The organism is Croceivirga lutea, from assembly GCF_014235875.1.
Lineage (GTDB): Bacteria > Bacteroidota > Bacteroidia > Flavobacteriales > Flavobacteriaceae > Croceivirga > Croceivirga lutea.
Genome location: NZ_JACJUK010000004.1, coordinates 172,529 through 187,800 on the forward strand (window position 1 = coordinate 172,529; position 15,272 = coordinate 187,800).

Annotated in this window: 4 protein-coding genes; 1 reads left to right on the top strand and 3 read right to left on the bottom strand. The window is 36.0% G+C overall.

The annotated features are described in order from the left end of the window. Positions 1-25: 25 nt before the first annotated feature. Positions 26-12,403 carry a T9SS type B sorting domain-containing protein gene (locus tag H5V42_RS09160; RefSeq protein WP_185782861.1) on the bottom strand — a complete coding sequence of 4,126 codons (12,378 nt, stop codon included), beginning with the start codon at positions 12,401-12,403 and terminating at the stop codon, positions 26-28. 176 nt (positions 12,404-12,579) lie between these two features. Between H5V42_RS09160 and H5V42_RS09165 the strand changes: the two genes are divergently transcribed. Continuing rightward, complete coding sequence (locus H5V42_RS09165) at positions 12,580-13,656, top strand: hypothetical protein (protein ID WP_185782862.1); 1,077 nt, start codon at positions 12,580-12,582, stop codon at positions 13,654-13,656. Here H5V42_RS09165 and H5V42_RS09170 read toward each other — a convergent pair. Both H5V42_RS09170 and H5V42_RS09175 read right to left on the bottom strand, forming a co-directional pair. Continuing rightward, positions 13,653-14,711: a nucleoid-associated protein gene (locus H5V42_RS09170; RefSeq protein ID WP_185782863.1), complete on the bottom strand. Its 1,059-nt coding sequence runs from the start codon at positions 14,709-14,711 to the stop codon at positions 13,653-13,655. The two genes, H5V42_RS09165 and H5V42_RS09170, sit on opposite strands and share 4 nt — an antisense overlap. A gap of 52 nt (positions 14,712-14,763) precedes the next feature. Beyond that, positions 14,764-15,270, bottom strand: a complete 507-nt coding sequence (locus tag H5V42_RS09175) for an IS1096 element passenger TnpR family protein (RefSeq protein WP_185783029.1) — start codon at positions 15,268-15,270, stop codon at positions 14,764-14,766. Positions 15,271-15,272: the final 2 nt, after the last annotated feature.

Consider the following 15,272-nt stretch of genomic DNA (forward strand, 5'->3'; position numbering starts at 1 on the left):
AATTAGCTAATTTTATACTATTTAATTATCGATATAGGGTAAAATGCCCAATAAACTCTCGTTCATCTTGCGGACCATTTAGTTTGATGATATACCAATAATCACCCGTTGGCATATTTTCAAGATTATATCTACCGTCCCATCCATCTTGATTTCCATTAAAGAAATATAAAGTACGACCGTATCTATCATAAATCTTGATAAAAATGTTTTCGTATGATTCTATATTTCTAGGTGCCCAAGTATCATTTAGAGAATCACCATCTGGGGTAAAGAAATCTGGGATTTCAATATCAATAAATTCCATTGCTATCTGGGCAGAAACGCTACAACCATTTTCATCTGTAACAGTTACAAAATAGGTCTTTGTCTCTGTTATATAGAACACTTCTGAATTTGTAGGTGGGTTATCATCTACGGTAAAGGTATAAGTACCTTGACCTGTACCGCCAATTGCTATGGCTGTAAATTCATTAATATCAGTTTCTTCAAGCGTAAGTTGTAATGGTTCAAAAGTTTCAATGTTAAAATCAAAACTGTTTAAGCAACCATTTTCATGAAGCACATATACCGTATGAGCGCCGCCATTTAAGTTTTCAAATCTGTTTTCAACAACCATTTGGCTTGGGTCATCAGTGTCTAAACCAAATAGAACTGCTTCAGTACTAGAAGAATCGTTTAGATTAATTTCAATTTGATTTTCTGCATAACCATTCACATCACAACCGTAGTTAATGTCAATAGAACCGCTTAAATCTACTCCTGAATCAATGGTGAATACTTCTGATATTTCACAACCGTTAGCATCTTTGATGAACACCACGTGATTGCCCGAGCTTAGATTTTCATATATGAAAACACTTTCTGTGAAGTCTGCGTCATTATTACTGTTTAAACTGGTAGCGTAAGGGGCTGTACCACCTTCTATTGTTAATGTTAGCGTACCATCAGCACTGTTGTAACAGATTTCATGGGTTATTTCTGAAGTTACTTCTAATGGTAGTGGTTCAGTTATAGTGAATTCTAGAACTTCAAAACAACCATTTTCATCTTGCGCAATTACTATATAATCACCTGCACTAAGGTTTTCGAAGGTGTTATTATCATCAAATTGATTGAGATTAGGCGAAATGGCAAATTGATAATTTCCGGTTCCGCCGCTTGCTTGGAGGGTTACGCTACCATCATCAATACCAGAACAGCTTATATTTTCTATACTTGAAGAAACCGTCAGCAAAGTAGGTTCTTCAATTATTATAGCTTCAGATTGTGTTTGACAATCTTCGCTTTGAACGCTAACGTAATATGTACCAGATGGTAAATCAGCGAAAATACCATTGCTTTGATTAGGTCTTACTTCTTGGGTAAGCATATTGTCAGAAAAGAGCGAGAATACATAATCACCCAAACCACCATCTGCTTCAGCTAGGATAAGCGCGTTGCTTTCACCAAAACAATTAACATAAGCTGCGGAACTGTCTATTGTAACAGATAAGTTTTCTAAGGCTTCTACACTTATTTCATTTGAAGCTATTGAAATACAACCGTTATTATCTCGAACAAAATAACTGTAGTTTCCAGGCCCTATGGCAGTAAATTGATGCGTATTACTACCTCCAGCATTATTCATTGCATTGAAATTTATTCCATCAATACTCCACTCGTAAGGTGCCACTCCACCGCTTACACTTAATAATAGTTCAGCATCTACCAAACAACTTAAAGGAGTTGCAGTTATTAATTGAGGGCTAATTTCATTAGGTTCTGTGATTTCTATTATAGACGATTCAAATTCACAACTCATATTATCTAAAACAGTAATACTATAATAACCAGTACCTAGATTATTAAATATTGTTGATGTTTGAGATGCTGAGGTGGCAATTGTAGAAGAACCAGAAGCGTCAGCATAGGTATTTAGAATAAACCTGTAATCAGCTGTAACATTTCTTGGGTCGAGCGTAATTGATACTTCAGCATTAGAATCTCCTTTACAAGCTAAACTTGTGGCGTTAATAGTACCATTTATAGGGTCTGGTAGTACTAGACTAAATTCATTTACAAAGCTTACATTACAACCTAAATCATCTGTTACCTCAACTGAATATTGCCCTGCTGTCAGAGATGAAAACAAGTGGCCATTAACACCAGAAATGGTAGTGGAATTAGAGGTAGTAGAATTTGTGAGTACTATTTGATATGGGCCTTGACCACCCTGAACATTAATCAAAGCACTACCTTCATCATTAGAACATCCAACTTGTGTTAATTGTATTGGTTCTAGTGAAATTGGAGCAATTGGTGTAGTAATAGTAAATGAACGAACTTGGCTACACTCGGGAAATCCGCTTTGAGTAATCTCAACTAAATAGTCACCTGCAGGAACTGCTATTGCCGGAGTAGGACCAACGTTTACAGAATTTCCTGTTAATACAGGAGCTCCGTCATCTGTTCTATTACTAGGTGTTCCATTGGTAGAATAGATTTCCCAGTTGAATCCACCAGTATAGGATACATCAGATAAGAGTAATTCAATACTACCACTATCTCCATAACATATTGCATCAGCTAATTTATTTACGATAACATCAAATGTATTTGGCGTATCTATAATATGGTTAATAGTGATTTCACAACCTGTATTAATATTTCTAACACCAAACGTGTGGTTGCCTGCCGGTAAATCTAGAAACTGATTACTTGTTTGATAGCTATTGTTAGGTAATAATCTGAACTCATAATTAGCGGGGTCAGTTGTATAGTTTGTTAAACTACCGGTGACATTTATACTAATATCCTCACCCAAATTAGCACAACTAATGGCATCATCAACAGTTATTGAGGCACTTTGTAGTTCATCATAGGCAGGTATTGTTACCGCACTTTGTGCACTGCATCCGTTAGAATCAAATACCCAAACTTCTACATCAATTTGATTAAAATCAGTATGATTATAAACAGGATTGGTTCCCGATTGTAAAACAGTACTTGTTACCGCATCTATAAATTCATAACGTACATAAGAACCACTTCCGCCTGCGATACTAGATTCATTAATACGTATTGTTGCATTGTTAGTATTATTATTAGAAGAACAACCAAATTCAGTTACCACAGGTAGGTCAAAAGTAATTGGGTTGGGTTCAGCAACTGTGATATTTGTTACGGTTGTGCTACAACCATTTTGACCAATAGCTGTTACATTATAAGAGCCACCTGGTAAATTATCAAAAGTGTTGGTACTTGCATTAAAAGTAGCAATGTTAGGCGATAAGGTATAGGTTAATGGATTTATTCCATTATTGGTCTCATTAATACGAATAACACCGTCTATTGCACCTGTGCAGCTTACAGCAACCGTATTAGTGGTAAAGTTAGGTTGTGTTGCCACAGGAACTTCAATAGCGAAGGTTCTAGAGCACTCTGGTCCAGTAATTCCTATGTCGTATATGGTTACCGTGTAGGTATCAGCATTGGTAACTAAAACGGTTGTAGGATTAGTACTTAGATTTTGTCTAGCTACAATAGTTGTTGCTGAATCTGCGACCTCATAGTCATAAGTTCCTGAACCATTAGATACTTCAATAAGAATTTCAGCTTCATTTCCGGCTCCACACCCTAGGCTTTGTGCTAAAGAAACTGAAGCTTGTAATTGCGGTTGCACAGTAATTGAGCTGGTATCCGTACAGCCATTACTATCCAAAATCATAACAGTATACGTGCCCGCAGTAATATTTGTAAATACGCCGCCATTATTAGCATAAGTTGCTCCACCATCAATGGAGTAGAAAATCTGACTTGCGCTACTACTAGCGGTTACGGTAACGTTTGCTTGGGCATTGCAATTAGCTACATCAATAGCATCAATAGTTGGATTTGGAGCTAAATTCAGTGTAACATTACCAAGTGGTGCAGCACAATTGTATTGGTCTCTTACACTAATACTGTAAGTTCCCCCTGGAGAATTTGCTGGAATTTCTATAGGATTATCTAAAGTTCCAGATATGTTACTAAATCCTACAGGACCAGTAACATCGTAAAAATAGGTACCCCCACCGCCAGTGATATCAGGAATTTCAATTAAGCCAGGTCTATCACAAGTTATATGTTGTAATACTGATGGTGTACCAGAAATAGCATCTAACTCTTCTAGAATTTCGTTTTCCGAAGCACTTATACAATTAGCTGTTGCCCCATCTTTTTTAGTTACTTCTATGTAGTAATTACCAGCAGGTAAAGAATTTATGCTAATAGTTTGTGGGGAACTAAAAGGAATATTACCACCACTATTAGAAATCATAACTGGCGTGCCAGAGGCAATGTCAAATAAAGACCATTCTATTTCACTACCGGTTGATACTGAATTTTCAGTGATTTCATAAACAATACTACCCGTAGAACCACCATTACAAGTTGGTGTAATTGTTGAGGTTATACCCAAAGGTTGCGTAATTAAATCGTTTACGTTTACATTACTTTGTCTTACACAACCTGCGGCATCTCTAACATAAAAAGTATATGTTCTACCAGGTACTAAACCATTAAATACATAAGGTGTGAATTCATCTTGTGCAGGTGTAGTCCAAGGTATAGTAGGTGATGCGGGATTAAAACTAGAGGGCTCATCAGCATAAGTATACTGGTAATTTGGTGTACCCTCAGCACCTTGAACTGTAACTTGCAATTCATTGCAATTCACAATTATCGCTGCAATTGTAATATCTAAATCATCTAGTGGATACGGTATAATAAACTCAGGCAAATCAGTTTGGCAAATAGTAGTATTACTAGCATCTACTGTTCTAATAGAAGGGTTCACAACAGTTCCAGAAAGATAACCCCTAAATTGGTCAGATGACTGCCATGTTGAACCACCATCATCACTAAATTCTAAAGTGCCAATAGTAGTAGTATAACTATGAAAGTCAAATCCAAAATCGGTTAACAAACCAGAACAACTAGATGGCGTAACTCCAGAAACATCTGCCACTAACTCATCAGGGTTATTAATTGTTATTGGAGTTTGTGTAACCGTACAACCATAACTATCAGAGATATCTAAAGTATAATCACCAGTACCCAAATTGTAAAAAGAGTATGTGTTTCCTAAAACGCTATTCACGGTTTGGTTAGATGCACCACCGTTATCTAAATCAGTAATTGTTATTTCATATGGAGCGTCTCCTGAAGTTATTGAAATGGCAATTGAGCCAAAACCATCATGACATTGAGGGTCGCTAGCAATAGCATTAAAAGCTAAAACAGGAGCAGTAGTTATAGTAACGGTTTCCATGTATTCACAGAAAGGTGAGGCACCACCATTATCTCTTATGTAAACATCGTAGTTTCCTATTGCTCCACTAGTTACAGTAAATGTAGATGCAATACCAAAGTCACCTGGGGTCACAGTACTACCAGAAGTAACGTAAGCATAGACATAATTAGAATCTCCGCCAGCAGCTGTAACATTTATTTCTCCATCAGCACAACTGGTAACGTCTGTTGTAATTACCTGTGCAGTTAATACGGGAGCAATAGTAACGGTTTCTGGTGTTGAAATACATCCTAAAGCATCAGAGACTTCAATGGTATACGAACCATTTGCAAGACCATTAAAGGTATAATCGGTTGCGGAAGATGGAGTAGGTGTTAACCACGCCCCACCATTAATTCTAAAAGTGTATCCACCATTTCCTGTGGCAATGTTGGCGGTTATGGTGGCGTTATTTGCGCCATCATAACATGCAGTTGACGAAGTTGTAAATGTTACCGTTTCAGGTGCGTCTATGGTGACAATGCTAGTAGAGACTGATTCGCAACCATTAACATCTCTCACCCGTATTACATAATCACCATCAGTAATATTATTGAAAACAGGTGAATTTTGAAAAGCCGCTATGATTGTAGAAGATGTGTTTTCTAACTGATATTCATAACCTGGTGTTCCTCCATTAGCACTGGCTTCTAAAGTTCCACCCGCATTAAAACAGGTATAATCTGCGGTTAGCAATAGACTTGCAGTAATAATAGCGGGTTCTGTTAACGAAGCAGCTATAGCAGTACTACAACTGTTATCTGAAACTTTTCTCACAATTACAGAATAGCTTCCGTCACCCAAATTTGCTGATGTTGTAACGGGAGAGCTTAATGATGTAGTCCAATTTGTACCACCATCAATAGAATATTCAAATCCTGTTAGGGAATCAAAATTCGAAACTTCAAAACGGATAGCACCATCAGAAGCACCATTACAAGAAGGATTAGTAGTATTAAGAAGCTGGGCTTCGAAAGCTCTATCAGCTTCTATAACCACACTTAAGTCTTGGGTTTGTTCACATATTTCTGGTAATTGATAAGCTTGAATATCATCCAATACCAAATCATTACCATCGTTACTATTAACATTTGACCGTAAAACAATAGCAATATCTGTGTTTACACCTGGATTAAAGGTTATTGTTCTTTCATGCCAATCAATATCACTGGTATTTTTAGGAATTTCAGGAACAGCTTCAGAATGAATAATTGTTCCCGTATTATCTAAGATTTCTATACGTACTTGAGGGTTGTTACCAGCTCCAGTAACATTCATAAGATTAAATGCCCAAAAACTAAATGTGATTTCTCTATTAGCAAGAACTTCAATATTTTCTTTTTGCCATAAAATAGAATTTAAGACCGGAGAGCCGGTATCAGAGAATGTACTAACATCTATAGCAAAAAATCTACCATCTGTTAAACCAGTATGGTCTTGCGGATTGGTTAATGTAGCTAAATTATTAGCATTGGTAACTAAATTTGTAACAGCATATTCACCGTTAACTAAAATACCTGCGGGACCTCTATTGCAGTTTAATACCGTACCATCTTGCGGCTCGTAACAATAAGCACTACCTACTTCTGCAATTTGAGTGGTAATACCCGCACCAAAACTTTCGAAGAAAAGCGTACTTTGATTTGGAGTTAAAGCAGAAGTATACCCAACGGTTAAGTTATATGTGCCAGCAGAAAGATTGGTAAACGTGTTGTTGTCTGTTGGGGTATTCGGAGTTCCATTTAAAGTATAGGTATAGGCAAAGTCTGTAGTATTTGATGTATTTACGATTAAACTACCTTCTCCTGCACAATCGTAATCAATGACCGTTGTTAGCGTTGGGTCTGAAGGCAAATTAGGCACTACAACTTCCGTAGAATAAGTACAACCTAAGCTATCTCTAACCACTAAATTGTATGTGCCAGGTAATAGATTTCTATTATCTAGAGCAGAAAAATTAGAACCGCCATCAAAACTATATTCATATGGAGCTTGCCCTCCAGATACATTTCTGATTTTTACAAGTGCCCCGCTTGGATTACAAGAGGCATCTTCAATAATTGCGGCAGATGCCACAAGACGATAGGGTTGGTCTATTTCGTAAGATATAGTTTCAGAACAATAAGTAGTTGCATTGCCACTGGAGTCTGTAACGGTAATTTCATATAGTCCGGCAGGTAGATTAGCAAAACTATTACTAGATTGATATGTTGTGCCACCGTCCAAACTATATTGATAAGGAGCTGTACCCCCAGTTACTGTAACTGTTAACGTTGAGGTGGCAGAATCTGCACACGTAATTTGAGAATGAGAACCAGAAACAGAAAGCGTGCCTAAATCTTCTACGGTAACCGTATTTGAAATTGCATAACAACCGTTATCATCAAAAACTATAAACTGATAATCACCGTCTTCATTTGGAAAATAGGTTTCTGGAGTTCCTCTATATCCAAATAAAAAAGTTTGGTTGGTTTGTAAACTAGATGCTGGAACAGCATTAGCACTAGCATATAAATCAACACCATTTTTACTCCATATGGCCATTTGATAGTCTGGGCTTGGTGTACCTCCATTTGCTGTTAAATTAACTACCCCAGCTGAACAAGTAATATTTTCAGAAGTGATTGCAGAAAGTGTTAGCTCTGGAATTTCATCAACAATTACGGTTTGTACATCTGTACAACCATCATCTGTAGAGGTATAAATTAAATAGGTTCCTGGATTAACACCAGTAAAAGTTTGGGTATTGTTGCTAGTAGCCATCTCACTATCTACCAAAGAACCAATTCCGCCTCTTGCACCATCATCTAAACGTATTTCATAATTATAATTTGGTAATACATTTAGTGCTTGAATTGTTATTGTTCCTAAAGCATTACAATCTGCGGGAGTAGTAGTGATATTTACTTGATAATCACGTTCTAGTATACCAATGTCTTCAGTTTCAAAAATACACGCTCCATCAATTGGGTCACCAGTAGATGGATTTAATTGCGTTACCTGAACCTTATAAGTTCCACTAGTTGCAATATCAAAGTTTGGGCCATTATTATCAGCAAAAGGTATTACTACTGAATTCGTATTTACATCTACCAATTGAAAGCCATACCCCGAACCAATATTGGTAATTCTTATATTACCAGGTGTGTTACAAAGTAAATCTTCAGAAGTATAATTAATGTCTAGATTGTTTTCAAAAACATTAAAATAAAAACGACTAAAACAACCGTTTAAATAACTAATTACAACTCTGTATTCACCCTCTTCTGTTACAGTATAATTATTTTGTGAAACTAAATCAGACCAAGTACAGGTTGCGTTTTTGTTAGCACAATCATCACCATTTGGAGTGCAGCTACCTTCATCTAGTTTTTGCCAAGTAATGCTTTGTGCATCTGTAATTCCCAACTGAATAAAAGCTTCGTCATTTTCACCGCAAAGAAATATTTTAGGTAGTAAATCACCATCAACAGAACAAACCACAATTTCTCCTTGCAAGTCGTTATCAGGATTGGTATCTGTATTTACTTGGGTAAAGTAATCCGCGATTGGATTGGTTTGCGTAGTTCCAAATCGTTCAACAATAATGCTTTCGGTCATATCTGTGCAAGACCCGGCATTTTCTTTTAAAACAACATACCTACCTATTTGAGTTACTAGAAGTGTTCTAGGGTTTCCGTCAGGGTCACCATCATTTACAATGGTGTCTGAACCGTCTAATTCACCATTATCATTTTCATCAATGGCCCATGTGTAGGTTCCAAATCCTGCCCCAGCAGTAAGAATAGTATCATCACCACATAATTGAACCGTTCTTGCACTAGAGCAATTAGCTAAATTATCAGAAATAGTATTTGATGCCACTTGTGGCGTATTACCGCAAGGTATTGGTGTAAGCGCACCTGTTTCATTGCTAAATATTGAAGTATTGGAAACCCCTTGATAGGTTATATACGCTTCATTATTTAGCTCAGAAGAACATGCGTTTACAAAGTCAGCACAATTAGATGATAAGGTTACTTGTATTCTTATGATATACACTGGATTACCAACGGTAACCAAAGCATCGGGAATATCAAAATTGATTGTTGAGGTTGCAATATCATGATTAGAAATTACCCCTGGAGCGTCAGTAATATCAATAGCATCAACGGTTAAATTTTGGGGTAAAATATTTCGGATAGAAAAATTTGTAGCATCATCATCTCCGGTATTTTGAAATCGAAGTACATATTGATAGGACTGCCCCAAGCTCACATTAGAACCATTAATAGTTGTTCCACCTAAGTCTTCTGAAGTATTTTCGAGCACTATAATTGGCGCTAAGACTCTATTGTAAGAAGCATCATTTACTGTACCGTTTGTAGTATCTACAACAGGTACTCCCGTACCGTATTCACCACCATCACCACCATCTGCAGTATCATCTTTATAAAATTCAACAGCATCTGTACAACCATCACCATCACTATCTAAGTCTAAAGTATTTGGTATGCCATCTCCATCATCATCACAACCAGCTGTAAGTAATACACCTCTCATATTGGTTGCACCAACTACTGCTTGTCCTATAGTTATTGCATTACTAGCTGTGTTATTCCAATTTACAATGTTTGCTGGTGTGGTTAAAAACATAGGTTCTAAGGGTCCATTGGAAGACCTAGCACCAAACAACTCAAATTGACCGGTCTGGTCAACTACTACCCGTAATAACGGACTACCATGACTACCGTTTAATGTCCAAATGTTAGGATTACCGTTTTCACCATAGGAAGAACCATCAGCAAAGCGAGCAACATTACCCGTAGCACCGCCAGTTAATTGAAATTGAACTTCTCCAGCAATATCATTGCCATTTACATTAAGATTAAAAGAATTATCAATGCTAAAGACATCAAAAACCAAGTAGTTGTTGAGACTTATTAAGGTATCAGAATGTGAATTACCATTGGCGATATTAAATAAAAAGGTATCACATTCATCCTCGTCATAAATACCATCATTATCGTCATCTAAATCTGTAATATCATTTACACCATCGTTATCAAAATCGTTATGTACCACAATTTTAGCTGAAGGCGAATCTTGGGTGATATTTGCATCATTTTGATCTTGTGAATTACTTGCCGTATTGGTTAAACTTAATAGGGGTAGCGTATTTATTTCATCAGCAGTTACTTCTAATTCAAGAAAAGCAGTATCACCACCATTTAAAGTTCCTATATTCCAAGTGTTGCCAGTCCAGTTTCCTGTTATGGTAAAGGCTGAGTTTAAGGTTAAACCAACAGGAATATTATCCGTAATTTGGAGGTTGGTTATAGGTCCAACCCCATTATTAGTAACTTTAATAGTGAATGTGGCAATTTCACCTTCCATTATCTCTGCACGGTCTACGGTTTTTTCTAATACAATATCTGGGTCACAGTATAAGGCCTGTAAAGGATTACTATCGTAGGTACATGGGCCTTTTGTTCCTCTAAGAAAAAATTCACCAGCTCCTGAGGGTGCATAACTCGGACCATTAGCACCTGGTATTGGTTGGCCATTCTCATACCATTGAAAGGCATCAAAATTGCTATTTGTAGCCTCATAAATTTCTGAGCCAACAAAACAACCACTGCCACCCCTGATAGCTAAGGTAACTTCTGGTAGTGTATCAAAACCAGAAAAATAACCAGCAACACCACGAGCACCATTAAAACCAAAAAAGCCGATTGCCATTGGACCAGTAGACCGTACACTAACATCACCATTAAGGTTAGGAATGTAAATGGTTTTCCAATCAGTTGAACCGGTTACTGGCGTTGATGGTGGTAAGGTAACCGTACCGCTACCATCTGTCACAATAATATTAGAATCAGGTGTGTTTACAGCGGCAATAATCGTCATACCACCAGTTACATTTGTGCCAGCCATATCCCTGATATTTGGTATGTTATCCATTGAATCAGGTAATAAACAATTTACTGGGGCTACAAAATTTAAACCTTGAGTATACACCTGCCTTGCGCCAGCCATACATTGATACGCATAAACATCTTTCGATGTTTGAACCAACATATTGGCGCCAACCGTATTAGCCGAATAATTACTATTCGGAATTTCAAAGTATTCTCCATCATCAATGGTTGCGATTGGGGTTGTACTACCATTGACAAAAATCTGAGTATCATCAGAAGTAGCAATAATCAATGGAAACTCTGTCCAACCATTGGTATTACCATTACCACGAATAAATACATATTCTTTACCTAATCTATTAATTGGAACTGGTTGATCAATACCAGCATCACGGTTACTTGCACCGGCTTGTCTACCAAAGTTTATAGACCCATTACTAATTACAATATCTTTATCAGACTCTATCGAGGCACCAATCCAACCATCTTCATGAGCTTGTGTTGGAGAATTTCCTATGTAAGTCTCAAAAACAAAAGATTCATTAGCGTTTAAAGTTATGGTTACTGAGTTATCTGTAATGCCTGCTCTATTATTCCCAACCCTAAATTCACAGTTGGGGTCATAACCAAAGAGATTAATTGTTGTATTATCCTCGGTAGCCATTATACCAAGGGTATTCGATTTTGAAGGATGAGCTCCTAAATTGGGTACACCACCCCATTTAAAGTTTGTACCTAAAGCTTGTCTACCTTTTGCTGTTAATGAAGCCGCTTGTGCACTTGAATTACCCCTGTAATTAACGTAAAAACGGTTTCCACTAGGAGACTCAAACCGTAACCCACTGTTGTTAAGCACAACACCTGTATTAGCATTGTTTACAAGGGTAATGTTATTATCACCATCAGCAAGCGTCCAAACAGCTGGGTTAGTATTAGAAATGTTAAAACTTGCAATTGGTGTTGGGTTCGTTCCTCTATAGGCGTTAACCGTAAATGTTGTTGGTTCAGGAGTAGAAAGATAAATAGCTTGGTCACGTATACCTGCATTATTTTGACCTTGTTTTAAGGGAGGTAAATAATGCAAATCGCTTAACTGCGCAGAAACCAACTGAGAAAAAAGGAGAAAAATAAAGCATACCAATGTAAAGCTTAAAGGAGCCCTTTTTAATCTGGATACAAAATAGGTCATTAATTTAGCTTTGGTATTACTAATTAAGCCCGTAAATTGTGGTTATGCATATTATTGTTGAGAAGTAGAATAAACCTAAGGTCAACCACATAAATATTGTGGTTGTAAAATTCATCGAATAGTTGATTTTAGAGGGATTGAATGAATTTGATTAATAACAAATTGAAAAATTTTAAATGAGCGAAGAGAAGTTAATGTCGAAGAAAAAACCAGCTTACCCAGTTGGTAAAAAGTTAGATGCCTATTTAGATAGATATAATAGAAAAATTGAAATACCAATTTTTTATGAAGATTTGTTACGTTTTTCTGGGTCCATTGCAGTTGAAGATGAAGATGGAGAAGATACACTTTGGGTTCGGGTTTTTTATTCTGAATTTGAACGAGAAGAAATAGATAATAGCCTAAAAAAAGTATATTCAATTTTACTTTCTGATGGGGGTAATAACATATTTCAATACTTAAATGTAGACGCGGTTGACTTTTGCACCTTTGGTAATTCTAAGCCATTTAGAATTAAAATTAGAAATATACTTAATGACAACTTTACGTATTTCTATGTAAAAAAAACCGATGCAAGCAGAATTTACGGTCTGGAGCTGGAGCACATGCTGTCACCTTATAATTTAAACTTTTTAGTGTATAAAGACACCCTTATAGAAGAACATATTGCTGGTATACCAGGAGATACTTTTATAAAAGATTTTTTACCCACTTTATCTAAACCAGAAAAGTCACAATTGGCTAAAGAGTTTGTAAAATTTAATGAGCGTTGTATGATTCGTTTACTAGGTGATATGCGGTCGTATAACTACGTTATTGTTCCTACCCATGATTTTGACCATGTGGTGTATAGAATTAGAGCAATAGATTTTGACCAGCAGTGTTTTGAAGGTAAATTAAAGGTTTACCGCCCACAGTTTTTTAAAGAAAACTTTCTAATGGTTGAATTGGTTAGAGAAACCCTTTTAAAAGACTCTGTAAATCAGTATAAAATTGAAGAGCGGTCTATTGTTGCCAAAAGAATATTGAGTTCAGGTAACCGAATAAAAAGATTAACATCTATTGTAAAATCTGACCAAATTTCTTTAGAAGAAAACATAGAAGAGCTTAAAAATCATATACATGATTTAACCCTAGATTTAGAATTTAAAAAAGCTAAAACCATGGGTCAGATTTTAGCTTTGTCTTTAGATTTTGTTAGGCGAAACTACGAAGATGTAAGTATGAAACAACTTATTGAGAAAAAATTTTAGCTCTTTTGTTCTTTGTTAAAATATACTAGATAGTAATACATCTGTTTTTCTTCATCCCAGCCTTTTTCTACGAATTTGTCCGCAGATTCCGGATTAATAAAATCCATTTTTATTTGAATGTTGGTATCTAGATTAATTACGTTTTTAATCTTTTTACGAGCATCAGAAACCGCCTTATTGGCAATATCAAAGTTTGAAACATCTTCAATACTAAACTTCGGTCCTTTTTCTACCTTATAATGTTTAAATTCAGGTATTAACTCTGGATTTTCAATAACTTCATTTAAAAAGCTAGTTTCTTCAAAGTTGTCGTTTTTTGCAAAATGGTTTACGGCACGGTTCATAAACAGTACCTCTTGCTGTTTATCCTCTGCAGGTAAAACCACATCTTTAGCAAAATTCTGACAGAACTTTAAATAGTTTTTGGTGTAAAAGTTTTCATCGGCAAGTGGTGAAACTCCTAAGAAGTTTTCTAACCAATATTTGGTATCGTAACGGTTACTATCTACAGAAAGTACCTTATAACCATTTTCTTTTTCGGTATTAAAAATTAAGCATCCTTTGTCTAGCTTATTAATATTTATACCTTGTTGAATAAGTATTTCAAGATTACTATCACTTTCTGTAAACTGCAAAAAGTCGTGTTTTAGCTCGCTTTTAAATATACCAACAGCATCTATTTTTTGATTGTCTAAAAGTAAGTTTGTAAAATAACATACATACACCTCACCATTTTTTATATGTGGGTGATTAGACTGTTCAAATAAATGTGTAGTAATTTGCTTTGATGCTTTATGACATAAATCAGGGTCATGAAAAATTTCTGCCGCTGCCTTAAAAATGGCGTTAAATTCTACATCTGCTTCATGGTCAAACCTAAAGTAATTTTCTTCTTTTTCTCTAAAAGGTCTAAAAAAATACTCTTTTAACAATGCTTTAGTTTCGTCATTTAAAAGGTGTGGTTGTTCTGATAGAAAGATAGGTTCATTTCTACTTTTGTTACCTACACGGTGTAAAGACAGTGTTTCAATTTGAGCGGAATATAGATTTAACATAAATATGCTAAGGGTTAAGATTTATGAATTGTTAAGTGATAAATGTGTGGATTTAATTCCAGTTTTCATCAAAATCTAGGTCATCGTAATTGCCAATATCGTTATCGTCTAAATCTAAATCAACACTTAGGTTAGGGTCAGATTCAAAACTTTTTTCTGGCGGCGAATCTGGTAACTCTCCAAAGCTAAACAATAGGTTTGGATAGCCTTTACCATCTTCTTTTTCGGTAATGTCAGCAAGTTCAACAAAAAATGTCCACATGCTTAAAAAGTCGTACAGATAAATCATTTTAGGATTTTTTTCTGTCATTACTTCATTTAGCAGCGTATTACTCATTAGACGAGCATCACCAGCATCGTTCATTTCAAACAATGCAATTTCTTCTTCCTGATTCCATTCTTCATCACAGGTGTAAAAAGAAGCCATTTCGTTACCAGCAAAACCAAAGGATTGGGTTATGGTATTGTGAAAATCTTCTAAGGTGCTATCCTCTTCAATTTCCATGTCACGAAAAATATCTTCTTCTGCATCTAAGATTATTCTAATCCTGTATATCATCA